The sequence below is a fragment of the Caproicibacter fermentans genome (assembly GCF_009746625.1).
Taxonomy (GTDB): domain Bacteria; phylum Bacillota; class Clostridia; order Oscillospirales; family Acutalibacteraceae; genus Caproicibacter; species Caproicibacter fermentans.
Window position 1 is genome coordinate 43,547 of sequence record NZ_VWXL01000084.1, and the last position, 21,753, is coordinate 65,299.

Consider the following 21,753-nt stretch of genomic DNA (forward strand, 5'->3'; position numbering starts at 1 on the left):
TCAGTCACCCACCTTCGGCAAACTCAGGCCCGTGTTATCGATTTTAACTTCCGCGTTAACCTTGACTTTCATGGCCTTGAAAATCTGATCCCAGTTTTTGTTGACCTGATCCCATTCCTTCGGCTTGCTCTGGTGTATTTTACTGCCGAAGCCGAAAATGTCGCTGTCAAAGCGCTGCTGTACATTCTTAACATTGCTTTCGATTTCGAATTCTAAAGTTTTTTCCGCGTATTTTTCCACCTGCGCCAGGCCGACCTTCGTCAGAAAATCCGTTTCACCGTCCTGTTCGGCATAGGCGGCCCGTATCTTTACATTGATTTCCACACTTGCCGACTGCCCGGATACGGACGGCTTTACGGTTGTTTTGCTGTCGATGATTTCGAGGGTGACGTTTGTCGACCCCGGGGTCGGCCCGGTCACCAGAAGCCCGCCCTTAATCTTGTCACGAACATAGTTATAGTATCTGTCCTGGTCCGGACTCAGCCAGCCGATCTGCTTGTCGCTTTTAAAAACGGCTCCCCCCGAAAGCTGGACCGTATCCCCGTCCATCGCCGGCTTTTTTTCAATCGCCGGCAAGACCAGCTCCAGTCCGTCCGAATTCAGGATGTTTGTGACTTCATAAAGCTGAAGGCTGGTCGGACTGCCGTAAAAGCCGGTGCTTTCTTCCAGGGTGCTGGCAATCTGAAAAGAAAGAAGCTGGACGGATTGCGGCTTCACCCGCAGGATCTCCTCCGCGGTTTTTTCCTTGGAGACCAGAAGGTCCTGGGTGAGCCTTGGCTCCGCGTCGCGTTTCATCCAGTCCAAAACGGGCCGGAGACCTTCTTTGGCGATGTCGCTGCCGACAATGATGATTTTACAGTGACTGAAATAAAGCTTTTTGTCTGATTCCCGCAGCGTGCTGCGGACCGCGTCGAAAATCGTGTTTCCGTCCGCATTCAGCAAAAGCGGTTCTATTTGCTGGCTTTTTCCCGAGCCGCTCATTTTTACGCACTCAAACGTCACATGGTATTTGTACCCGTTCTGCCCTTTGTCGATCGCCATTCCCGCCACAATGGAGTACGTTTCCATCTCGTGGTAATCCCAGCAGCCTGAAAAAATAAAAAGGATGATCGCCGCTTCCAAAATCACGATCATTGTTTTCAAAACTTTTTTCATTTGGGCTTCTCTCCTCCGCCGGACTGTCTGACCCGGTTTCCGCTCAGGAAACGGGGCCGCCTGACCATCGTCCACCACGGCGCGCGGACGTAGATGTCCTTATAGCTCTGAAGACCGCGGGTGTAAATATCCGACATGATCGGAACGCCGAAGGAAGTCATGCCGAACAGTCCCGTCAACAAAACCATAAGACCCAGAAGCACTCCGTAAAGCCCCAGGGTGCAGGCGCACAGCAAAAGGAAATAGCGATGGATGATGATATATCCCTTGAGCCGCACTATCATGAGCCCGCAGATGCCCGACATGGCCACGACGATGATGATCGGCGCGCTGACGATTTTGGCTTCCACGGCCGCCTGCCCGATGACCAGCGCGCCGACGATGCTCAGCGTCTGCGCCATCACGCCCGGCATTCGGGTTCCGGCCTCGCGGAGGATTTCAAAGACGATCAGCATCATGACCGTTTCCAGCGCCGTGGGGAACGGAACGCCCTGACGGGCGGCGAAAATGCTCAAAAGCAGCGGCGTTGGCAGCATCTCCTGATGAAACGTGACCATGGCGACATAGACCGCGGGCAGACACAGCGAGAGCACAAACGCAAAAATCCGAAGAATTCTGTCGACGGAGGAAAAGATATAATGAATATAATAGTCCTCGTCCGCCTGAAAATGCTCGATAAAAAGATGAGGAACGGTCAGCACCATCGGCGTTCCGTCCAAAAACAGGGCGACCCGGCCCTCCAGCAGCTTCGCGGCCACCACGTCGGGCCGCTCCGTGCTGCCGACGGTTTTGACCGCGGAAAAGGGAGAGTCCTTGATGTTTTCCGTGATGTAGTTGCTGTCGAGCGTGCCGTCAATGTTGATCTTTTCCAGGCGGCGCTCCAGCTCTGTCAGCACGTTGCGGTTTACGACGCTGTCCAGGTAGCAGATGCAGGCCTTGGTTTTTGTCCGTGTGCCGAATGTCAGGAATTTGAATTTCAGGTCCTGCGACCTGATTTTGCGCCGCACCATGGAAAGATTGGTCAGAATGGATTCGTTGAAGCCCTCCCGCGGGCCGCGGATGACGCGCTCGCCCTCCGGCTCGGCGATGGAACGCAGCGTAAAGCCCTTTGTGTTCAGAATCAGGGCCTGCGGGCATCCCTGTGCCAGAAGGATCGTGTCGCCGTAGACAATCCCTTGAATCAGTTCCTCCACCGCATCCGTTTTTTTTACGTCGTTGGAAAACATGGCCTGCAGCTGAATGGTGTCGAGCAGCGTCGCGTCTTCGTCCGGCTTGAAAACGAATTCCAGAAGCGGACGGATGACGTCCTGATTCATCAGCCGGTTGTTCACCATGCCGTCCGTATAGACGAGACAAAAACGCAGGGTTTCCTTTCCCCTGCTGTTTTCCAGATCCCTGAAAATCAGCGTGTCGTCGTTGCTGAACAGATTTTTCAGGTAAAGGACGTTCTGCTCCAGCTTGTCAGACGGGAGCTTAGCCCCCGCAAAGCTGTCTGAAGAGCCCATTGCCACTTCCCCTTTCCCTGGGTATTTGTCAGGCAAAATTTGCCGATGCGCTTATCGTTCCCGATGAAAAGTAGAATATTCACAGGTTTCGCCGTCCCGTATCAGTCAACAATAATCTATAATCATGGTAAAATTGAATCTTGCCCGCGGGGAAAACGCGCTCTAAAATAAAGACAGAAAAAGAAGCTGCTGCAGGAGGATTTTTATGAAATCAAACGATGCCAGAAAAGTATTGGGGGAGAAGAAATTCCATGAGACTTTGAAAGAGCGTTACGGCGTCGGGGAAGAGCGGGCCGAGACGTGCCGGCTCCGCCTGCTCCGCGCGGTGGAAAAATTTGAGGAGCTTTTTGGCGCGGACCGCGAAATCCGCGTTTACAGCGCGCCGGGCCGCACGGAAATCGGCGGCAACCACACGGACCATCAGGGGGGGCGCGTTCTCGCGGCCGGCGTCGATCTGGACGCCGTCGGCGTGGCAAGCGCCGGCGGCAATGGGATCACGGTGCATTCGGAGGGCTTTTCGCCGGACCGGCTGAACCCCGCCGAGCTGATGCCGAGGGCGGGGGAGGAAGGCTCTTCCGCGGCGCTGATTCGCGGTATCTGCGCGGGCATGGCGGCGCAGGGCCGCAAAATCGGCGGGTTTCGGGCCTACACGCAGTCGGACGTGCTGCCGGGTTCCGGCCTGTCGTCCTCCGCGGCGTTCGAGGTCCTGATCGGAAGAATAGCGGACGATCTTTTCGGCAGCGGCGACGCGGACCCGGTTCGGATTGCGCAGATCGGGCAGGACGCGGAAAACCGTTATTTCGGCAAGCCCTGCGGATTGATGGACCAGACGGCCTGCGCCGTCGGCGGCTTTGCGATGATCGACTTTCAGGACGCGAAGCAGCCCGCCGTGGAGAAAATTCCGTTCGACTTTTCCGGCTGCGGATACCGCCTGTGCATCATCGACACCAAGGGAAGCCACGCGGGACTGACGGCGGATTACGCCGCGATTCCGGAGGAAATGCGGCGGGTGGCCGCCTGCTTTGGAAAAACGCTGCTGTCGCAGGTTTTGGAAGAAGAATTTTACGCGGATCTTGCGCGGGTCCGCAGTCAAACGGGCGACCGCGCCGTGCTGCGGGCGATCCACTTTTTCGGCGACAACCGCCGCGTCGCCCGGCAGGCCGCCGCGCTGCGCGAAAACCGGTTCGCGGATTTTCTGGCCCTGGTGCGCGAAAGCGGGCGCTCTTCCTTTATGTATCTGCAAAACGTCTACTCTCCCTCCCGCGTGGAAGAGCAGGGCGTCGCGCTCGGCCTCGCGCTGTGCGAGCGCCTGCTTTCGGGCTGCGGCGGCGCGTGGCGGCTGCACGGCGGCGGCTTTGCCGGAACGGTGCAGGCCTATGTGCCGAAAAAAGAATTCGACGGATTCCGCCGCGAAGCGGAGGCCGTATTCGGCCCCGGCTCGTGCGTGCCGCTCGCGGTGCGCACGGCGGGCGCGATTCGGATTTTATAATGCAGAGAGAATCAAAGGGGAATGTAACATGGCGGAATTGAGATGGGACCCGTTTATAAAAGACTGGACAATGGTGGCGGGAAACCGGCAGGGCAGGCCGCAGATGCCGAAGGACTGGTGCCCGTTCTGCCCGTCTTCGGGCAACGTGCCGGAGTACGAGGTCATGAAGTACGACAACGATTTTCCCGCGCTTTCGACGTCTCCGGGCGAGCCGGACCCCGTCGGCACGGAGTTTTTCAAAACCGCACGGAATTACGGCAAGTGCGAGGTGATCCTCTATTCGCCGGAACACCGCGCGCGGATGACCGATCTTTCCGACGGGCATATGGAAAAACTGGTGAACCTGTGGTGCGAGCGCTTTGAGGCGCTGCGCGCCGACCCGAAGATCAAATACGTCTTTATCTTTGAGAACCGCGGCGAGGCGGTCGGCGTGACGATGCCGCACCCGCACGGGCAGATTTACGGGTATCCGTTCCTGCCGAAGAAGCTCGCACTTGAAACCGGCTCCGCAAAGGAGTATTATGAACAAAACGGACGCTGCCTTTTCTGTGATTTTTTACAGAAGGAGACGGAATTTGAAAAGCGCGTGATTTTTCAAAACGAGCATTTCACCGTTCTGCTTCCGTTTTTCAGCGCATATCCCTACGGCGTCTATCTTCTTTCAAACGCCCACCGGCAGTACATCACCGACTTTACGCCGGAAGAGCGGCGCGCGCTCGGCGTGACGGTGCGCTCAACGGTCGGGATGCTCGACGGTCTGTTCGGCTTCCGGTTCCCGTACATGATGTGCATGCACTCCGCGCCGGTCAATCTGGGCGACTATTCGAAGGATTTCCACTTCCACATTGAATTCTATCCGCCGATGCGCAGCGCGGAAAAAATCAAGTACAACGCTTCCAGCGAAACGGGGGCCTGGGCGGCCTGCAACCCGACCTGCCCGGAGGAAACGGCACAGGAGCTGCGGCAGGCCTATCGGAGGTATCTGACCGAAAAGGAGAGACAAAAATGAAGATTCTGATTACCGGCGGAGCCGGATACATCGGCTCGCACACCTGCATTGAGCTGCTGAAAAGCGGCTTTGACATCGTCGTGATGGACAATTACAGCAATTCCTCCCCCGAAGTGATCGGAAAGATCGAAACGCTCGCGGGCAAAAAATTTCCGGCCTACGAGTGCGACATGCTGGATTACGACGGGTTTGAGAAGATTTTTCAGGAAAACAAGATCGACGCGGTCATTCATTTCGCGGGCCTCAAGGCCGTCGGCGAGTCGGTGGAAAAACCGCTGGAATACTACCACAACAATCTGACCGGAACCCTGAACCTGTTCCGCCTGATGAAGCAGTACGGCGTGCACAAATTCGTGTTCAGTTCCTCCGCGACGGTCTACGGCATGAACAACCAAGCGCCGTTTACCGAGGAAATGCCGCTTTCCGCCACGAACCCCTACGGCTGGACGAAGTACATGATCGAGCAGATCACGCGAGACGCCTGCCGCGCGGACCCGGAAATGAAAGCCGCGCTGCTGCGCTACTTTAACCCGATCGGGGCGCATCCGAGCGGGCTCATCGGCGAAAACCCGAACGGCATCCCGAACAATCTGATGCCTTATATTATGAAGGTGGCCGTCGGCAAGCTGCCAATGCTTCATGTTTACGGCGACGATTACCCGACCCCGGACGGGACCGGCGTGCGCGACTACATCCATGTGTGCGACCTCGCGACCGGCCATGTGAAGGCGCTCGAAGCCCTCGGCTCGATTTCCGGCGCGCGGGCGTTCAACCTCGGCACCGGCACCGGCAGCTCCGTCCTCGACGTGGTTCACGCGTTCGAAAAAGCGAGCGGCGTGAAAATTCCGTACCAGATCGACCCGCGCCGCGCGGGCGACATCGCCACCTGCTACGCGGACGCTTCCCGCGCGAAAGCGGAGCTGCACTGGGAAGCGAAATATTCGCTTTCGGACATGTGCCGCGACAACTGGAATTTCATTCAGAAAAACTCATAACGGATCGCAGGAAAGCGGAGGCCGCGCAAACGCGCGGCCTCCGCTGAGTTTACATCTTATGAGAATCCTCAATTTTGAATCGAGATGACAATGACATGAGCCCCTGTTGCCTGGTTCCTCTTACCCCGGAACACCTTCCGGAACTGTACCGTTGGGTGCTTGAGGAAAAACATCATGAGTTTTTTTCCTGCCGGCCGGTACTCACGCCCGCTTCTTTTCAGGAATACCGGGGAAAGTGGCTTTCCCTTCTGGAAGATAAAAACGCGCGGCATTTCGTGTTTCTCTCCGGCGGCGAATTGATCGGGAAAATCGATCTGTTCGACTACAACCCGCGAAACCGAAGCGCCGAATTCGGGTATTACCTGCCGGAGCAGGACCGTTCCCGCGGTTTGGGAGCATCCTGCTGCGCGCCTTTTTGACCGCCGTGTTCGAGGACAGGGACCTCAACCTGAACAAGGTGTATGCCACCACCGCGTCCAATAATTTTCCCTCCGTCAGTCTGCTGCAAAAACACGGCTTTCACCTGGACGGCAGAATGCGGGAGCATTACCGAATCGGGGAAGCGTGGTTCGACCAGCTGATCTTCTCCCTTTTCAAAGCGGAGTGGGATGAATTTTGTCGAACAGGGCATTGACAAACGCTTCCGGCAGGGTTATGATAATTCCCGTATGAAACAATCCGGAATGGATCCAGGGAAGGGATGACAGATTTGACGGAAAAGGAAAAGATGCTTTCCGGGCTTCCCTATATCGGGGACCAGGCCCTTGCCCGGGAACACCGCCGGGCTGCGGACCTGCTTTACGATTTTAACCACACCCGTCCGTCGGAAGCGGAGAAACGGATCGGGCTGCTGCGGGAGCTGTTCGGCTCCGTGGGGGAGAGCTTTTGGGTGGAGCCGCCGTTCCGCTGCGACTACGGAGGCAATATCTCTGTCGGGGACCATTTCTACGCGAACTACAACTGCGTGTTCCTCGACTGCGCGAAAATCACGATCGGAAGCCACGCCTTCTTCGCGCCGGGGGTCAGCCTTTACACGGCGGGCCACCCCGTTCACCGGGAACCGCGCAACAGACTGGTGGAGTACGCGTTGCCCATCACCATCGGCGACAGCGTCTGGCTGGGCGGCGGAGTGCTCGTGTGCCCGGGCGTCACCGTCGGGGACGGGGCGGTCGTCGGCGCCGGCAGCGTCGTAACGCACGACATTCCGGCCAATGTGGTCGCAGCGGGGAATCCCTGCCGGGTTCTTCGCGCGATCACGGAGGAGGACCGCCGTTATTACTGCAAGCGCCGGCTTCTGCCGGACGGCGATCCCCGGTTTGCGGAGTTTTCCGCGGAGCCGGTTTAAATGTGATGATGGTTCGGCATCGCCGAAGGGTTTACGTGGATCATGCAGTGTTTGACCGCCGCGACGCTTCCCTCAATTTCATTGTGAATGCTTTCGGCGACCGCGTGGGAATGCTCAAATGTGGCGTTCCGGTCGATGGTGATTTCCAGATCGACGTAGATTTTAGACCCGTACTGCCGGGTTTTCAGCGCGTCGATCGCCAGCACATCCCGGTTGCTTTTTGCAATCCGTTCGATTTTCCCAACCGTTTCCGGCGGGCATGCGGCGTCGATCAGCTTCGCGCACGCGTCCGCGCAGATGTCCCAGGCCGCTTTGAAAATAAAGAGGGAAATCACCAGACAGGCGACCGAGTCGACGACCGGATACCCCAGACGGATTCCGGCGACGCCGATCAGGCTGCCGACGGAGGACATCGCGTCGGAGCGGTGGTGCCACGCGTCCGCCGCCATGGAGGAGGAACGGATTTTTTTCGCGCATTTGATGGTAAAGCGGTACATCCATTCCTTGGAACCGATTGAAACGGCGGCCGCGCCCATGGCGAACGCATTCATCAGCGAATTCTGCGGCGCCGCCGCCGCGGGGCGCAGCAGCTTTTGAACCCCGTCCCAGCCGATGCCGCCGCCGATGCCGAACAGCATCAGGCCCAGCAGGAACGCGATGAGACATTCGATTTTTTCATGGCCGTACGGGTGGCCGGAATCGGACGGTTTACTGGAGATGCGGATGCCGATCAAGACGATGAGCGTGCTGAAAATATCCGTCAGCGAATGCACCGCGTCGGAAAGCAGGCTCGCGGACGCGATTTTCAGACCGAACAGCCCTTTTAGGGCAAACAGAAACAGATTGACCAGCATGCTTTGAATCGAGATTCGATCTGCCATGCGGGATTCCTGCTGGGTCAAGTCGATCATCTCCCAAGTGCGAAAACGCATGATTTTTCATGCTGTTTCCATATTATGAAAGATGTTGTTTGGTTGACAGAAAAAGAAAGAGGGGCCTGAAATCTTTTTTCACAAAGATCAGGCCTCTCTTATGATTCTTTTTCCAAAATCGTTCCGCCGCCCAGCACCGTGTCCCCGTCGTAAAAGACGACGGCCTGTCCCGGCGCGACCGATTTCTGCGGCGACTCAAACTTCACGCGGACGCGCCCGTCCGGAAGCGGAGACAGCGCCGCGTTCGCGGGCGCCGCGGAATAGCGCACCTTGACCTGCGCCCGGGTTTCTTTTTCCAAGGCATCGAATGGAATCAGATTGATGTCCCCGGCCGTCAGGGCATGCGCGTAGCGCTCCTGTTCCCCGCCGAGCGTGACCGTGTTATGTTCCGCGTCGATCCCCGTTACGTACATCGGCTTTCCAAAGGAAATTCCAAGCCCCTTGCGCTGGCCGACCGTGTAGCGGGTCACGCCCCGGTGACGGCCGATGACGTTTCCCGTTTCATCGAGAAAGTCGCCCGGCTTTGCGGCGCGGCCGGTGTACCGTTCGAGGAAAGCGCCGTAATTGTTATCCTCCACAAAACAGATTTCCTGGCTGTCCCGCTTTTTCGCGACGGTCAGCCCGGCTTCCTCCGCCATTCTGCGGATTTCCGGCTTCGGATAGCTTCCGACGGGCAGCAGCGTATGGGCAAGCTGCCGCTGCGTCAGCATGTACAGCACGTAACTCTGATCCTTGGCGGCGGGCGATTTTTTCAGCAGCCACCGCCCCTGCGGCGTTTGTTCGATCAGCGCGTAGTGCCCGGTCGCAATGTAATCGAAGCCCAGCAGCTCGGCGCGGTCCAGCATCGCGCCGAATTTGATGTGCCGGTTGCACGCGACGCAGGGGTTCGGCGTTTTCCCGGCCTCGTACTGCGCCGCGAACGGAGCGATCACGTCCCGTTCGAACAGCTCCTTGAAATTCAGCACCATATGGTCGATTCCCAGCTTGTAGCAGACGCGGCGCGCGTCCTCAATATCCGCGAGCGAACAGCAGCCGCCCTCGCGCTCGGGCATCAGCCCGTCCGGGCTCAGGCGCAGCGTAACGCCGGTGACTTCGTACCCGGCTTTCTGCAAAAGCAGAGCGGCGACCGAACTGTCGACGCCGCCGCTCATTCCCAGCATGACTTTTGGCTTCATTTATAGGATCGGGTCGTCGGCTGCCGCTTCGTCCGTGCCGTCCGGTTCCCCGTCGGCGGCGCTGAAGGAACGGAAGAAATCATCCCCGTCGTCCGACGCGCATTCGGCGCAGGCACACTCGTCCCCGCAAACCTCCTCTTCGTCATTTACACCGGCCGGAACCATCATTTCATCCAGCTTCATGAAAGCTCGTTTCAGCCTGCGGTCGGAGTTGTCCACGGCGACGCAGAGAGGTTCGGTGCGTTCGTTTGAAGCGTCGCGCATATTTTCATAATAATATTTGCCCAGCTCGATGTAAGAGCGGGCCTCAATTTCCTTTTCATTGCGGATGACGATTTTCAGCCGGTTGATAATAGCGGCCCTGCGGTTTTTATCCACGACGAAATTGACCGCTTTCGTCACGGAATCGGTGATATTTTTAAACACTTCCATTCGGATACCTCCTGCCGCGAATGCGGTTTTTTACATGATTTAACCCTATTATACCTCAAAAGACGCTCCTGCAACAGTATTATTTCATGTATTCCATTTTTTATGTTAGTGTGATATAATAACAAAATACGCAAAGAATAAGGAGATAGCGGGAATGTCGACGCAAATAACCGAAGAGATCAGCTGCCCGCAGTGCGGCGCGGCTGTCAAAACGGAGCTGTGGCCGGGGGTCGATGCCGTCCGGAGCCCGGAACTGAAGGCGCGCGTACTGGACGAGACCATGTTTGACTGGAGCTGCCCCGAATGCGGCTACGCGGCCCGTTTTTTATATCCCTTCCTGTACCACGATCCGGAGCGGAAATTCATGGTGTACCTTTCGCCGACCGGAGACGGCTGCGAGGCGGTTCCGATGGAGTCGGAATTTCCCCAGCTGAAGGGCGTTGCCAAACGGCTGGTCACCACGCCGGAGTCGTTAAAGGAAAAGATCCTGATTTTTGAAGCGGGGCTGGACGACCGCGCGGTGGAACTGGTGAAATTCGCTCTTGCGGGCGTTCTGAATAAAAAGCACGGAAAAAAAACGGCGGCCGGTTATTTCTGTTACGCGGACGAAACGGAAAATGAAATCGGTTTTTCTTTTTTGTTTGAGGATGAAACGGAGCCCGTTCGAAGGAACACCAGAATGGACGCGTACCGTAAATCTCTGGAAATTGTGGAGGGCGCCGGTCCTTTCGGCGACGGGGGCTTTTTCCCGGTTGACGGGATTACGGCGCAGAAAATTTTGGACGAGTACCGCGAAAGCGAAGACTGACGGATTGGGGCGTAAAGGGAAAACATGTGCGGATTATGCGGATTTACAGGCGAAGTAATCGACCGCGACGCGGTCATTAAAAACATGACGGATGTGATTACGCACCGGGGGCCCGATTCCAGCGGAATCTACTCCGACGCCGATATTTCGATGGGATTCCGTCGGCTGAGCATTATTGACCTGGACCAGGGCAGCCAGCCGATTTACAACGAAGACAAATCGATGGTGCTCATGTTCAACGGCGAAATTTACAACTATCAGCAGCTCCGCGAAATTCTGATTGCGAAAGGCCACCGGTTCTACACAAAAACCGACAGCGAGGTTTTGCTGCACGGGTTTGAGGAATGGCGCGAGGACCTGCTGAACAAGCTGCGCGGCATGTTTGCGTTTGCCATTTGGAATAAAAACGAGAAAAGCCTGTTTTTGGCGCGGGACTTCTTCGGAATAAAGCCGATGCACTACACGCAGGTCGGCGGCAGCTTCGTCTACGGCTCCGAAATCAAAAGCATTCTGGAATTTCCGGGATTTGAGAAAAAACTGAATTTGAATGCCCTGAACAATTACATCAGCTTTGAGTATCCGGTTCCGCCGGAGACGTTTTTTGAAAACGTCTCTTGCCTGATGCCGGCCCACTACCTTTGGTACCGCAACGGCGAAGTGGAAATCAAGCGCTATTGGGAACCGAAATTCGAACCGGACGAAACCATGACGGAGGAGCAGGCCGTCGACGAAATCGACAAGGTTTTCGAGGATTCCGTCGCGGCGCACCGCATCAGCGACGTGGAGGTCGGGTGTTTCCTTTCCAGCGGCGTGGATTCCAGCTATGTCGCGACGTATTTCACCGGCCAGAAAACGTTTACGGTCGGCTTCGGCGAGGACGAAAAATACAACGAAATCGGCTACGCGAAGGATCTTTCCTCCCAAATCGGAGTCGAGCATCATTTTAAAACGATTTCTCCGGACGAATACTGGGGGAACATCCGCAAGGTCATGTACCATATGGATCAGCCTTTGGCGGACGCTTCCTGCATCGCGCTTTATTTTGTGTCGAAAATCGCGAGCGAATACGTCAAAGTGGTTCTTTCGGGCGAAGGCTCGGACGAGCTGTTCGGCGGCTACAACATCTACCACGAGCCGGACGATCTGGCGGCTTATCGCCGTTTGCCGCTCGGGCTGAGGAAGGCGCTCGCCTCATTTGTACAAAAGCTGCCGTTTTCTTTTAAGGGAAAGAATTTTCTGATCCGCGGCTCTAAAACCACCGAGGAAACCTTTATCGGCAACAACAGCCTGTTCACCATGGCGGAAAAGCGCCGGCTGCTGAAGGACGGCATTCCCGCGACCCGCCCGCAGAAGCTGACCCGCCCGTGGTACGACCGGGTGCAGGGCAAGGATGATGTGACGAAGATGCAGTATCTGGACATCAACGTCTGGATGGTCGGGGACATCCTGTTAAAGGCCGACCGCATGAGCATGGCGAACTCCCTTGAGCTGCGCGTGCCGTTTCTGGACCGCAAGGTCTTCGCCGTCGCCTCCCGCGTTCCGCGCAGGCTGAAGGTTAACCCGCAGAATACCAAATACGCTCTGCGCAAAGCAGCGCTGCGCCATCTGCCGGAAGCGACCGCCCAAAAGAAAAAGCTCGGTTTCCCGGTGCCGATCCGCGTTTGGCTGCGGGAGGAAAAGTACGGCGGGATCGTGCGGCAGGCATTTACCTCCGAAACGGCGGGGAAGTTTTTCAATACCGACTTTCTGACCGGCCTGCTTGACAGCCACATGCAGGGCAAGTGCGACAACAGCCGCAAAATCTGGACGGTTTTTATCTTTCTTGTCTGGTACGATATTTATTTTAACGGAGCGTCCCATGAGCCGGGCGAGCTGCCGGTCGTAAAATAGATCGATTTTGGACTCTTCGGAACTTCCGGAGAGTCTTGTTTTTTTCATCGGGGCGGGATATAATAAAACAAGAATTGTTATTATATATTAGAAAGAGAGGGATTTTCATGAATTTATTCGATCTGACCGGGAAGATCGCCGTCGTCACGGGGGCTTCCAGCGGGCTGGGGGCCGACGCGGCGAGAGCTTACGCCGCGCAGGGCGCCGATGTCGCGCTGCTGGCCCGGCGCAAGGAAAAGCTGGACGCCGTGGTGAAGGAAATCGAGGCAACGGGCCGGAAGGCGCTCGCGGTGCCGTGCGACGTTTCCAAAGAAGACAGCGTCAGGGCCGCCGTGGAGCAGGTGCTCGGCGCGTTCGGGAAAATCGATATTCTTTTGAACGACGCGGGAATCGCGCAGGGCGGGTCCGTCGAAACGCTGACCGAAGACCAGTGGGACCGCTCCATGGATGTCAATGTGAAGGGCATCTATCTGATGTGCAAATATGTGGTTCCCGGCATGAGGGAGCGCAAATACGGCAGAATCGTCAATATCGCCTCCGTCAACGCGATTCTCGCGGATAAGGCGGACGCGCTGGTCCGCCATGTTTACAACACCTCGAAAGCCGCGGTGCTCGGCCTGACCAAAGGAATGGCGGCAAGCTACGCCAGGGACGGAATCACGGTCAACGCGCTCGGGCCCGGGCTGTTCGAGTCCGAAATGACCGAAAACACGCTGTTTAAGCACGAGGCGTTCATGAACATGTACAATTCCCTCTGCCCGGCTTCCCGGCCGGGAGCAAGGGGCGAGCTGAACGGGCCGGTGCTGTTCTTTTCCTCCGATGCGTGCAGCTACACAACGGGCCAGTTTATTGTGGTGGACGGCGGATTTTCCATCACATAATGAATGCGCAAACACAAAAACGGCGGCTTCGAAAAGCCGTCGTTTTTGTTTGCCGGTTTTGCGGAAAGTCCGCGCGGTTTTTCTGAAAAGACCCTTTTTACAAAGGTCTGCAAGACCGTCCCGGTCCATCGGCACGCCGGGGGCAATCGGTGCGCTTGGCGAGGGAAGAGTCCCCGGAGCCGCTTTGAAAGGCTAAATCAGCTCCAGATGTTTTAAACCCCGCTCGATTCCGTCCTCAAAAATCGGGGAGGTCACATAATCGGCCTTTTCCTTGACCTCGGCGACGGCGTTGCCCATCGCGACGGCGCAGCCGACCGCGCCCATCATCGTGATGTCGTTGTAGCCGTCCCCGAACGCGACCGTGTCCTTTTTCGGAATGCCGGCGTGGGAAAGAAACGCTTCGATCCCGTTCGCCTTGTCCCATTCCGGAAAGCTCAGGTCGCTGGTCAGCCCGCCCGGGTGCCGGTTTACAATCATGCCGCCGGTGAACGCGCCGGCGCACCGTTCAAAGTCCTCGTCCGTTTCGAAGATGAAGTCCATCATACCCGCTTCCACCTGCTCGGGTTCCCAGTCCGCAACCAGAAAATCGGGCAGGCCGTAAATCTCTTCCATCCGGCTGAAAAATCTGTTTGGCACATTGCGCGCCCAGCCGTGGTGCTTGCCGACGAAAACGTAGCTGCACCCGAACGAGTCAAAATGGGAGATCAGGCCGCGGATTCGCTCGGTCGGCAGCAGACGGTCCACTACGGTTTCGCCGTCAAAGACCACATGCGCTCCGTTTTGCGCGACATAGCTTTGAAACAGACCGGGGAAAAATTTGTGGATAAATGCCTCCTGCCGGCCGGAGCAAATCGCGATGCGGTGACCGTTTTTACGAAGCGCGTCCAGGGCGCGCAGGGCGCTTTCCGGAACCTGAAAACGCCGGCCGTTTCTGTCTCCGAGCAGAGTGCCGTCAATATCGAAAAACACGGTTTTTTTGTTCATTTTTTCCTCCTGATATGTATACAATCCGCGCCGCGGGCGAAACTAGACCCGAGGTGTTTTTCAATGGATTTTGTTTGGGCGTTTCTCATCGGCGGCGCGATTTGCGTCGTGGGGCAGATTCTGATTGATTTTACCAAAATGACGCCGGCGAGGATTCTGGTCACGTTCGTGACCGCGGGCGTCGTGCTGGGCGCGCTGGGCGTCTATGAGCCTCTGGTGGATTTCGCCGGCTGCGGGGCGAGTGTTCCACTGACAGGCTTTGGGTATCTGATGGCGAAAGGCACGCTGGAAGCCGTCAGGGAACACGGCCTGTTGGGCGCGTTCTCCGGCGGAGTGACGGCGGGGGCGGCCGGAATCGCGGCCGCGGTGTTCTTCGGCTATCTGGCCGCTTTGTTTTCAAAATCGGGGGATAAAAGCTAGCCCCGCGTTCCAGTACGCGAAGGCGGGGTACCGCTACGCGAGCCTTGCGTGGAGGATTTTCCGGGTCGTCAGCGGAAGCTTTTTGTTTACCGTTCTTTGGCAAACGGCAAAATATGTGTACCGCCTTGTCAAACGATATGCACAACGGAAAAGAAAAAGGCGGGCGCGGATGCAGCAGGCCGGCAGGCGGCCGTAAAACGCAAAACGGACAGGCCTCTAAAACCTGTCCGCATGAACGCAGTGCCGCACCGGATTCTTACTGGATGGAACAGTCAAGATAATGCTCAAGCTCTTCCTCGTCTTTCTTTTTCTTTTCGAAAAAAAGAACGACGGCAACCGCCACGGCGACCATTGCGGCGATCGAGGACAAAATGGTAAGCAGCAGATTCAGCTTTCCTGTATTCTTCAAAACGAGCACCTCCGTATGCACGATGGCTTTCAAATCCGTCCGTATTCATGATAATCAAAAACCGGGAAAATGTCAACTTGTCCGGCAGGGAAACGAACGGATAATAAAAAAGCAGGGCATGCCGCTCTGCTTTTGCTTTACGCGATGGGAAAGGCTTATGCCTTCGCCGCGTTCAGTTTGCCGGCAAGCGCCGATTTCTTCCTTGCCGCGCTGTTTTTGTGCAGAATTCCCTTGGCCACGGCCTTGTCGATCTTTTTCACAGCGACTTTCACCGCTTCCGCACTGTTTGCGTCGCCGTTTTCCACAGCGAGAACGGCCTTCTTTATATCCGTCTTCAGTTCCGCGGTCGCGGACTTGTTAATCAGAGTTTTTGTGGCGATGACTCTCACACGCTTTTTGGCTGATTTGATATTTGGCATCGTTCTACCTCCTTTGTGCATAGTTTTACAATTCATCTTATCATTGATACAAAGAAAAAGCAAGTAATTTTTTGAAAGAAGGGAAGATTGGAATGAACTTCCGCACAGACCTTGCTCTGGAATCCACAGAACCCGCAAAACAGGTAAGAACGGAACAGGACGGCTGCGTCCTGACCCGGATCGACGAAGACGGGGGCACTTATGTCACGATGGAGGTCCAGGCGATCTCCGACCACATCGATTCCAACGACTCGCTGCTGAAGCTGGTTGCCTCCGAGCTGGAGGCGCTTCTGCCAAAGGAGGGGATGATCCTTGCGGCGGGGCTCGGCAACCGCAGCGTGACGCCGGATGCGCTCGGTCCGCTCGTCGCGGAGGAGGTGCTCGCAACGCGCTATATTAAAGGCGAGCTGGCCCGCGTCACGGGGCTGGAAGGACTGCGGCCGGTCGCGGTCATCAGCCCGGGGGTGCTCGGCTGTACCGGCATGGAGGCGTTTGAGGTGCTGCGGGCCGTCGTCGGGGAAATCAAGCCTGCGGCGGTCGTCGCGGTTGACGCTCTTGCCGCGCGCAGCCCGTCGCGCCTGGGGTGCACGGTGCAGCTCAGCTCCGCCGGAATCTCGCCCGGCTCCGGGGTCGGAAACTCCCGCCCGCGCATCGACAGGAAGACGCTGGGCGTCCCGGTCGTCAGCATGGGCATTCCGACCGTGGTGGACGCCGCGACCCTCGCGGCGGACCTGCTGGGCCGGGAGGGCCCGCAGGACAAAATCGCCCCGCGCGGCGCGTCCATGATGGTGACCCCGCGCGAAGTCGACCTGATCATCAAGCGGGGCGCGCGGCTGATCGCCATGGGAATCAACCGCGCGGTGAATCCTTCGCTGAGCGTGGAGGAGTTTGAAGAGCTGACCTAGGCAGGCTGAGCCTGCACGCAAGCCCCGCCGTTTTGCCCGGCTTTTATTCGCGCCTTTGTTAGGCGGGAGAGAGGTTGGCAGCTCCCGAAGTCCGCACGCAAACCGGAGGAAAAAGCGTCTTGCCCGCAGCCGGCGCAAACGCTTTGCGTCCGTCCAGCGCGGAGGTCTGAATCCGGCGTTCGCCGCATAAAAATGATTGATAACATGCGGAGGACGAATATGAAAAAGGGTAAAGAAAAATTAATGGGAATGGCGTCGGTGCTGCTGGCCGCCCTGGCGGTCGCGTGCGTGGCCGTGCGCCTTCCCAGCGGATTCGGTCAAAACACGGCGGTTGCGGCGGCGGGCTTCATTCTGCCCTACGGCGCGGCGGATGGCTACCGGAGCGCGGACGAGACGGACGACACCGTCCCGTCCTCCGCCGAGCCTTCCTCGAAAGAATCAACCCCGCCGCCGTCGTCCGTCCCTTCGTCCTCGTACCCGGGCTCCTCTTCATCGGGAAAGGAAAGCGCCGCGCCGTCAGGAACGGATTCGGTCGAAAGCGGCGTTGAGGAGATGTGCATCAACACCGGAGGCAGCAAATATGAAAACTTTTATGTGAAGAATTCGAATCAGCATCATTCGATCGACATCGGCGAAGAACTGAAAAAACAGCCGGACGTTAAAATTAAGAAAAACGCCGGGCCGCAGGTGCTGATTTACCACACGCACACGACCGAAGCCTTTGACGGAGTGACGAGGTCGACGGATAAATCGCTGAGCGTCTGCGCCGTGGGAGACGCGATTGCGAAACAGCTGGAGGACGCGGGAATCGGCGTGATTCACGACACGACCTATCACGATTATCCGGCCTACAACGGTTCCTACGGCCGGTCGATCGTCACCATGGAGAACGACCTGAAAAAATACCCGAGCATTCAGGTGACGCTGGATATTCACCGCGACGCGATGACCCGTTCCGACGGGACGCGGTTAAAACCGACGGCGATTGTGAACGGGAAAAAAGCCGCGCAGGTGATGATTATCTCCGGCTGCGACGACACCGGCGACCTTGGCTTCCCGGACTGGGAGTACAATATGAGGCTTGCCGTCAGGCTCCAGAAATCCATGGCGGATCTGTATCCGAATCTGGCGCGCCCGCTGAATTTCTGTGCGCGGCGGTACAACGAAAACGTGACCCACGGATCCCTGCTGGTTGAAATCGGCACGGACGCGAACAAGCTGGACGAAGCGGTCTACGGCGGAGAACTGTTTGGCAAAGCGCTTGCCGCGACTTTGTCCCAACTGACCTAGGCAGCGTACCGCTGCATCCACGCCCCGCCGTTTCGCACAGAGTGAATCGGGCGCTGAGCTTGGCGGGAGAGAGGAAAAAATCTCCCGAAAACGTACCGCTGCATCCACGCCCCGCCGTTTCGCACAGAGTGAATCGGGCGCTGAGCTTGGCGGGAGAGAGGAAAAAATCTCCCGAAAACGTACCGCTGCATCCTCGCCCCGCCGTTTCGCACGGAGTGAATCGGGCGCTGAGCTTGGCGGGAGAGAGGAAAAAATCTCCCGAAAACGTACCGCTGCATCCACGCCCCGCCGTCTAGCGCAGAGCGGATTGGGCGCTGGGTTTGGCGGGAGAGAGGAAAAAATCTCCCGAAAACGTACCGCTGCATCCTCGCACCGCCGTTTCGCACGGAGTGAATCGGGCGCTGGGTTTGGCGGGAGAGAGGGAAGAATCTCCCGAAAACGTACCGCTGCATCCTCGCCCCGCCGTTTCGCACAGAGTGAATCGGGCGCTGAGCTTGGCGGGAGAGAGGGAAGAATCTCCCGGTGGTTGCATGCCGCGGGCGCAAAAGCGCGGCTTTGTCAGACGGGAGAGAGAAAAGCGGCTCCCTGTGAAAGACTGGGCCGGTTCCCTTGGGTTTTGCCGGAAAGAGTAAGGAATGAAAAAGGACGAAAGGAAAAAGCAGGAATGAGGCATAACCGCAATCTCAGGATTTTCATGGCTTCCATGCTTGGCACGCTCTGCGTAATCGGGCTTTTGCTGGGCTTGGCGGAGGTGGACACGCAGTGCCGCAGAATCGGATTCGGCGACAGTAAAACCCTGATTTATCAAATTACCGGCAAAAATCTGAACCTTACTTGCATTAACGGTCAGATATGCTATAATGTTTCCGTATAAAGCAAATTAATTGTGATGTATCAGTGGAGGACTTTTGATGAGCCGACAGGAGAAAGTACTGTCCATTTTTATCATATTGACGATGTTGACCCTTTGGAGCTCGCTGAGCGTGTTTGCCCAGTCGGGCCAGAGCGAGCCGTATTTCCCGGACCTGGATTCCTCGCAGGCGGAGTCCGTTCCGCCCTCCAGCGCGGCTCCTCCGTCCTCCAAACCCTCCGCGCCGGAGTCAAAAGCGCCCGGCTCTTCGATGGCTTCTTCTTCAAAACCCGTGAAACAAACCGGGAAGCGGGCGTCGTCCTCCGCGTCTTTCTCCTCCGGCGCGTCGTCCGGCCCTGCGTCGGGCGTGGATTCGGGAGACGCGCTGGGCGGAATTTCCAGTCTGCCGGTTTCCAGTGAAATTTCGCTGCCGAGCGTGGGCAGCGTTTCGGAAAACGATCCGCTGAATTCGGTCGTGACGAACACGGAATCTTCCCGCAGGCTGAACTGGATCGGCATCCTGTCCTGGGCCTGCATCGCGCTCGGCGTTCTTGTCGTCCTGATTGTTGTGTTCAGCAACCGGCGCCCGCCGCGCGGAATGGGACGCAAGCGTTACCGCAGACCGAAGCGCTCCCGCAAAAAAAGACTGTTAAACGACAAATATTACCGGCATATCAATCGATATTGAAAGCGGTTCAGGGAAGACGAAGGTCTTCCCTTTTTTGTTATCAGCCGGACCGTTTGCTCCGGCTGACAGCCGACGAAAGGAGAAATCAAAATGACGGACTGGAATTCTTCACAGTATTTGAAATTCAGCGCGGAGCGGACGCAGCCGGCAATCGATCTGGCAAACCGGATCCGCGTGGAAACGCCGGGAAAAATCGCAGACATTGGCTGCGGGCCCGGAAACAGCACCGAAGTTCTGCTTCGGCGCTTTCCGGGCGCGGAGGTTCTGGGCGCGGACAGTTCGCAGGAAATGATCGAGGCGGCGAAACGGAACCTTCCGGGCCTTGAGTTCCGGCTGTGCGACGCGGGGAGGGAGCTTTCGGCGCTGGGCGGAGATTTCGGCATCGTGTTCTCCAACGCCTGTATTCAGTGGATCCCCAATCATCAAAAGCTGCTGCGCGGCATGATGAATCTGCTTCGGCCCGGAGGGGTTCTGGCGGTCCAGACGCCGATGAATCAGGAGGAGCCGATCCATCGGATTATCGGCGAGGTTGTAGGGAGCGAAAAATGGACGTCCCGTTTCCCGAATCCGCGAATCTTCCATAACCTGACGCAGGGGGAATACTTCGATCTGCTCAGCGAGTTGTCGTCCGATTTCACAATGTGGCAGACAACGTATTTCCACAGGCTGAAAAGCCTTCGGGATATTATGGAATGGTACCGCGGCACGGGACTGCGCCCCTATCTGGCGGCGCTGCCCGAAGCGGAACGGGCGGAATTTGAACGGGATGTTTTCGAACGCCTGGAGGCGAGCTATCCCGAACAGAAAAACGGAGAAATTATTTTCCGGTTTCCGCGCTTCTTCTTTTTGGCGGTAAAATAACCCCCGCGGCTTTCGCCGGCGGGGGTTATTTTACCGGCCGCCTTCCCCGGGATTCTTATGCTTGCTTTTCCGGAGCGCGGGGGCTGCTTTTGACACGGTAGATTACAAAGTGAAAGATCAGCGCGAGGGTCATCATTCCGCCGCCGACCAGACAGACGCCGTTCCAGCCCATCCATCCCCAGAAGAGAGAGGAAAGGGACGACCCGGCGGCTCCGCCTAAAAAGAAGGACACCATGAAAACCGTGTTGATCCGGCTTCTCATTTCATCGGAGAGCGCCTGAATCCTCGCCTGGTTGGAGACCTGCCCGGACTGGTTGCCGAGGTCCAGCAGAATCACGCCGGCAATCAGTCCGGCCAGCGTTTTGCCGGCGAGAAGGAAAATCAGGTAGGAGGAGAAAGAGAGCAGAACGCCGATGCCGACGGAAAAACGCGCCCCTTTCCGGTCGGCAAGCCGGCCGACGGCGGGGGCGATCAGCGCGCCGCCGGCCCCGGCCAGACCAAACAGCCCGGCTTCGCGGCTGCCCATTCCGAAGACGGGCGTGCTGAGAAGAAACACCAGGCTGGTCCAGAACGCGCTGAACGCCCCGAACATCAGAAATCCGTTCACGGCGGCTTCCCGCAGCACGGGCTGGGTTTTAAAAAGAGGCCAAAGGGAGGCCAGCAGCTTTCGGTAAGGCTCCCGCGTCCGGGCGGGCGAAACGGGCAGCAGGGCGCGAAGCAGAATCGCCAGCCCCAGCATGAGCGCCGCGGTCAGGCGGAATACAAACCGCCACCCGAACGCTTCCCCCAAAAACCCGCTGAGCGTGCGGGAGAGCAAAATCCCGATCAGCAGCCCGCTCATCACGGTGCCGATGTTCCCGCCGCGGTCCTGAGGCGCGGAAATGTGGGCGGTCAGCGGAACGATCAGCTGCGGCACGACGGTTGCAGCGCCGAGAGCGCAGCAGACAACGAGAAGCACCGGCAGGTTGGGGGAAAATCCGACCGCCAGCAGGAACAGGCCGGATAAAACGGTCATCTTTACAATCAGGCCCCGCTGTTCGGTCCGGTCGCCCAGCGGGACAAAAAAGAACAGCCCCAGCGCGTAGCCGAGCTGTGTGGCCGTCGCGGCAATGCCCGCTTTCGCGTCAGGGATGCCGAAGTCAGCCGCCACTTGAGAAAGCAGCGGCTGAATGTAATACAGGTTGGCGACGGTCGCGGCGCAGGCCGCGGCCAGCAGAAACAGCAGCGGCCTGGTCGCTTTCAGTTCCTTTTCGTCGGCCCCCGGTTGATTCTCCATTTTGTGATGACTCCTTTTGTATAGATACTAAACAT

24 protein-coding genes are annotated in these 21,753 nt (G+C 57.4%); 15 read left to right on the plus strand and 9 right to left on the minus strand.

What is annotated here, in order from left to right; all coding sequences use genetic code 11:
* Together CAFE_RS14505 and CAFE_RS14510 are read right to left on the minus strand one after the other, a co-directional pair.
* Complete coding sequence (locus CAFE_RS14505; protein ID WP_156991019.1) at positions 1 to 1,155, minus strand: Ger(x)C family spore germination protein; 1,155 nt, start codon at positions 1,153 to 1,155, stop codon at positions 1 to 3.
* Complete coding sequence (locus tag CAFE_RS14510) at positions 1,152 to 2,660, minus strand: spore germination protein (RefSeq protein ID WP_156991020.1); 1,509 nt, start codon at positions 2,658 to 2,660, stop codon at positions 1,152 to 1,154. The genes CAFE_RS14505 and CAFE_RS14510 overlap by 4 nt, the downstream gene beginning before the upstream one ends.
* Before the next feature lie 205 nt (positions 2,661 to 2,865).
* Here CAFE_RS14510 and CAFE_RS14515 point away from each other — a divergent pair, with 205 nt between their 5' ends.
* The 6 genes from CAFE_RS14515 (at position 2,866) to CAFE_RS14535 (ending at position 7,498) form a co-directional block, all read left to right on the plus strand.
* Positions 2,866 to 4,149 (plus strand): galactokinase, encoded by a 1,284-nt coding sequence (locus CAFE_RS14515; protein WP_066646932.1) that lies wholly within the window; start codon positions 2,866 to 2,868, stop codon positions 4,147 to 4,149.
* 28 nt (positions 4,150 to 4,177) lie between these two features.
* A complete protein-coding gene (gene galT / locus CAFE_RS14520) occupies positions 4,178 to 5,158 on the plus strand; it encodes a galactose-1-phosphate uridylyltransferase (protein ID WP_066646929.1) in 981 nt (326 codons plus the stop codon).
* On the plus strand, positions 5,155 to 6,153 hold the full coding sequence (galE, locus tag CAFE_RS14525; protein ID WP_066646927.1) for a UDP-glucose 4-epimerase GalE: 999 nt from the start codon (positions 5,155 to 5,157) through the stop codon (positions 6,151 to 6,153). Before galT ends, galE begins: the two co-directional genes overlap by 4 nt.
* Before the next feature lie 74 nt (positions 6,154 to 6,227).
* A complete protein-coding gene (locus CAFE_RS20155; protein WP_233452827.1) occupies positions 6,228 to 6,572 on the plus strand; it encodes a GNAT family N-acetyltransferase in 345 nt (114 codons plus the stop codon).
* Between the two features lie 5 nt (positions 6,573 to 6,577).
* Positions 6,578 to 6,787, plus strand: coding sequence for a GNAT family N-acetyltransferase (locus CAFE_RS20160; protein WP_330594040.1), 210 nt, complete (start codon positions 6,578 to 6,580; stop codon positions 6,785 to 6,787).
* Between the two features lie 75 nt (positions 6,788 to 6,862).
* Entirely contained in the window at positions 6,863 to 7,498 is a 636-nt protein-coding gene (locus CAFE_RS14535) for a sugar O-acetyltransferase (protein WP_207708892.1), read from the plus strand.
* On the opposite strand, the gene CAFE_RS14540 is transcribed toward CAFE_RS14535, so the two are convergent.
* The 3 genes from CAFE_RS14540 to CAFE_RS14550 form a co-directional block, all read right to left on the minus strand.
* The gene (locus CAFE_RS14540; RefSeq protein WP_166525149.1) at positions 7,495 to 8,379 is read right to left on the minus strand and encodes a cation diffusion facilitator family transporter; all 885 of its coding nucleotides are present in this window, start codon (positions 8,377 to 8,379) and stop codon (positions 7,495 to 7,497) included. The two genes, CAFE_RS14535 and CAFE_RS14540, sit on opposite strands and share 4 nt — an antisense overlap.
* 149 nt (positions 8,380 to 8,528) lie before the next feature.
* A complete protein-coding gene (gene mnmA, locus CAFE_RS14545) occupies positions 8,529 to 9,605 on the minus strand; it encodes a tRNA 2-thiouridine(34) synthase MnmA (RefSeq protein ID WP_156991022.1) in 1,077 nt (358 codons plus the stop codon).
* Positions 9,606 to 10,037, minus strand: a complete 432-nt coding sequence (locus tag CAFE_RS14550) for a hypothetical protein (RefSeq protein WP_156991023.1) — start codon at positions 10,035 to 10,037, stop codon at positions 9,606 to 9,608. It lies immediately after the preceding gene.
* A gap of 154 nt (positions 10,038 to 10,191) precedes the next feature.
* Here CAFE_RS14550 and CAFE_RS14555 point away from each other — a divergent pair, with 154 nt between their 5' ends.
* The 3 genes from CAFE_RS14555 (at position 10,192) to CAFE_RS14565 (ending at position 13,616) form a co-directional block, all read left to right on the plus strand.
* Complete coding sequence (locus CAFE_RS14555) at positions 10,192 to 10,845, plus strand: CpXC domain-containing protein (RefSeq protein WP_156991024.1); 654 nt, start codon at positions 10,192 to 10,194, stop codon at positions 10,843 to 10,845.
* 24 nt (positions 10,846 to 10,869) lie between these two features.
* The gene (gene asnB, locus CAFE_RS14560; RefSeq protein WP_066646911.1) at positions 10,870 to 12,735 is read left to right on the plus strand and encodes an asparagine synthase (glutamine-hydrolyzing); all 1,866 of its coding nucleotides are present in this window, start codon (positions 10,870 to 10,872) and stop codon (positions 12,733 to 12,735) included.
* Positions 12,736 to 12,842: 107 nt separating this feature from the next.
* Positions 12,843 to 13,616 (plus strand): SDR family NAD(P)-dependent oxidoreductase, encoded by a 774-nt coding sequence (locus CAFE_RS14565; protein WP_066646907.1) that lies wholly within the window; start codon positions 12,843 to 12,845, stop codon positions 13,614 to 13,616.
* 192 nt (positions 13,617 to 13,808) lie between these two features.
* Here CAFE_RS14565 and CAFE_RS14570 read toward each other — a convergent pair whose 3' ends face one another.
* On the minus strand, positions 13,809 to 14,600 hold the full coding sequence (locus CAFE_RS14570) for an HAD hydrolase family protein (protein ID WP_066646896.1): 792 nt from the start codon (positions 14,598 to 14,600) through the stop codon (positions 13,809 to 13,811).
* A gap of 63 nt (positions 14,601 to 14,663) precedes the next feature.
* Between CAFE_RS14570 and spoVAE the strand changes: the two genes are divergently transcribed.
* Complete coding sequence (spoVAE, locus tag CAFE_RS14575) at positions 14,664 to 15,020, plus strand: stage V sporulation protein AE (RefSeq protein WP_066646893.1); 357 nt, start codon at positions 14,664 to 14,666, stop codon at positions 15,018 to 15,020.
* 256 nt (positions 15,021 to 15,276) lie between these two features.
* On the opposite strand, the gene CAFE_RS14580 is transcribed toward spoVAE, so the two are convergent.
* Both CAFE_RS14580 and rpsT read right to left on the minus strand, forming a co-directional pair.
* A complete protein-coding gene (locus CAFE_RS14580; RefSeq protein ID WP_156991025.1) occupies positions 15,277 to 15,429 on the minus strand; it encodes a hypothetical protein in 153 nt (50 codons plus the stop codon).
* Between the two features lie 155 nt (positions 15,430 to 15,584).
* On the minus strand, positions 15,585 to 15,848 hold the full coding sequence (gene rpsT / locus CAFE_RS14585) for a 30S ribosomal protein S20 (RefSeq protein WP_066646890.1): 264 nt from the start codon (positions 15,846 to 15,848) through the stop codon (positions 15,585 to 15,587).
* A gap of 92 nt (positions 15,849 to 15,940) precedes the next feature.
* On the opposite strand from rpsT, the gene gpr reads away from it, so the two are divergent.
* From gpr to CAFE_RS14610, 5 genes are all read left to right on the plus strand, one after another.
* Entirely contained in the window at positions 15,941 to 16,753 is an 813-nt protein-coding gene (gpr, locus tag CAFE_RS14590; protein WP_156991026.1) for a GPR endopeptidase, read from the plus strand.
* A gap of 219 nt (positions 16,754 to 16,972) precedes the next feature.
* Positions 16,973 to 18,043 carry a stage II sporulation protein P gene (spoIIP, locus tag CAFE_RS14595; RefSeq protein WP_228724962.1) on the plus strand — a complete coding sequence of 357 codons (1,071 nt, stop codon included), beginning with the start codon at positions 16,973 to 16,975 and terminating at the stop codon, positions 18,041 to 18,043.
* A 664-nt stretch (positions 18,044 to 18,707) separates the two neighbouring features.
* Positions 18,708 to 18,917, plus strand: coding sequence for a hypothetical protein (locus CAFE_RS14600; protein ID WP_139104108.1), 210 nt, complete (start codon positions 18,708 to 18,710; stop codon positions 18,915 to 18,917).
* A 37-nt stretch (positions 18,918 to 18,954) separates the two neighbouring features.
* A complete protein-coding gene (locus CAFE_RS14605; RefSeq protein WP_066646884.1) occupies positions 18,955 to 19,581 on the plus strand; it encodes a hypothetical protein in 627 nt (208 codons plus the stop codon).
* Between the two features lie 90 nt (positions 19,582 to 19,671).
* Positions 19,672 to 20,442, plus strand: a complete 771-nt coding sequence (locus CAFE_RS14610; RefSeq protein ID WP_156991028.1) for a methyltransferase domain-containing protein — start codon at positions 19,672 to 19,674, stop codon at positions 20,440 to 20,442.
* 55 nt (positions 20,443 to 20,497) lie between these two features.
* Here CAFE_RS14610 and CAFE_RS14615 read toward each other — a convergent pair whose 3' ends face one another.
* Positions 20,498 to 21,718, minus strand: coding sequence for an MFS transporter (locus CAFE_RS14615; RefSeq protein WP_156991029.1), 1,221 nt, complete (start codon positions 21,716 to 21,718; stop codon positions 20,498 to 20,500).
* Between the last annotated feature and the right edge of the window lie 35 nt (positions 21,719 to 21,753).

Coding starts and splice junctions, on each gene's coding strand:
- CAFE_RS14605 (WP_066646884.1), top strand. CDS start 18,955: ATGAGCCGACAGGAGAAAGTACTGTCCATTTTTATCATATTGACGATG.
- CAFE_RS14550 (WP_156991023.1), bottom strand. CDS start 10,037: ATGGAAGTGTTTAAAAATATCACCGATTCCGTGACGAAAGCGGTCAAT.
- CAFE_RS14540 (WP_166525149.1), bottom strand. CDS start 8,379: ATGGCAGATCGAATCTCGATTCAAAGCATGCTGGTCAATCTGTTTCTG.
- CAFE_RS14610 (WP_156991028.1), top strand. CDS start 19,672: ATGACGGACTGGAATTCTTCACAGTATTTGAAATTCAGCGCGGAGCGG.
- asnB (WP_066646911.1), top strand. CDS start 10,870: ATGTGCGGATTATGCGGATTTACAGGCGAAGTAATCGACCGCGACGCG.
- gpr (WP_156991026.1), top strand. CDS start 15,941: ATGAACTTCCGCACAGACCTTGCTCTGGAATCCACAGAACCCGCAAAA.
- CAFE_RS14565 (WP_066646907.1), top strand. CDS start 12,843: ATGAATTTATTCGATCTGACCGGGAAGATCGCCGTCGTCACGGGGGCT.
- galT (WP_066646929.1), top strand. CDS start 4,178: ATGGCGGAATTGAGATGGGACCCGTTTATAAAAGACTGGACAATGGTG.
- CAFE_RS14515 (WP_066646932.1), top strand. CDS start 2,866: ATGAAATCAAACGATGCCAGAAAAGTATTGGGGGAGAAGAAATTCCAT.
- CAFE_RS14615 (WP_156991029.1), bottom strand. CDS start 21,718: ATGGAGAATCAACCGGGGGCCGACGAAAAGGAACTGAAAGCGACCAGG.
- spoIIP (WP_228724962.1), top strand. CDS start 16,973: ATGAAAAAGGGTAAAGAAAAATTAATGGGAATGGCGTCGGTGCTGCTG.
- CAFE_RS14505 (WP_156991019.1), bottom strand. CDS start 1,155: ATGAAAAAAGTTTTGAAAACAATGATCGTGATTTTGGAAGCGGCGATC.
- CAFE_RS14600 (WP_139104108.1), top strand. CDS start 18,708: ATGAGGCATAACCGCAATCTCAGGATTTTCATGGCTTCCATGCTTGGC.
- spoVAE (WP_066646893.1), top strand. CDS start 14,664: ATGGATTTTGTTTGGGCGTTTCTCATCGGCGGCGCGATTTGCGTCGTG.
- rpsT (WP_066646890.1), bottom strand. CDS start 15,848: ATGCCAAATATCAAATCAGCCAAAAAGCGTGTGAGAGTCATCGCCACA.
- CAFE_RS14510 (WP_156991020.1), bottom strand. CDS start 2,660: ATGGGCTCTTCAGACAGCTTTGCGGGGGCTAAGCTCCCGTCTGACAAG.
- CAFE_RS14555 (WP_156991024.1), top strand. CDS start 10,192: ATGTCGACGCAAATAACCGAAGAGATCAGCTGCCCGCAGTGCGGCGCG.
- galE (WP_066646927.1), top strand. CDS start 5,155: ATGAAGATTCTGATTACCGGCGGAGCCGGATACATCGGCTCGCACACC.
- CAFE_RS14570 (WP_066646896.1), bottom strand. CDS start 14,600: ATGAACAAAAAAACCGTGTTTTTCGATATTGACGGCACTCTGCTCGGA.
- mnmA (WP_156991022.1), bottom strand. CDS start 9,605: ATGAAGCCAAAAGTCATGCTGGGAATGAGCGGCGGCGTCGACAGTTCG.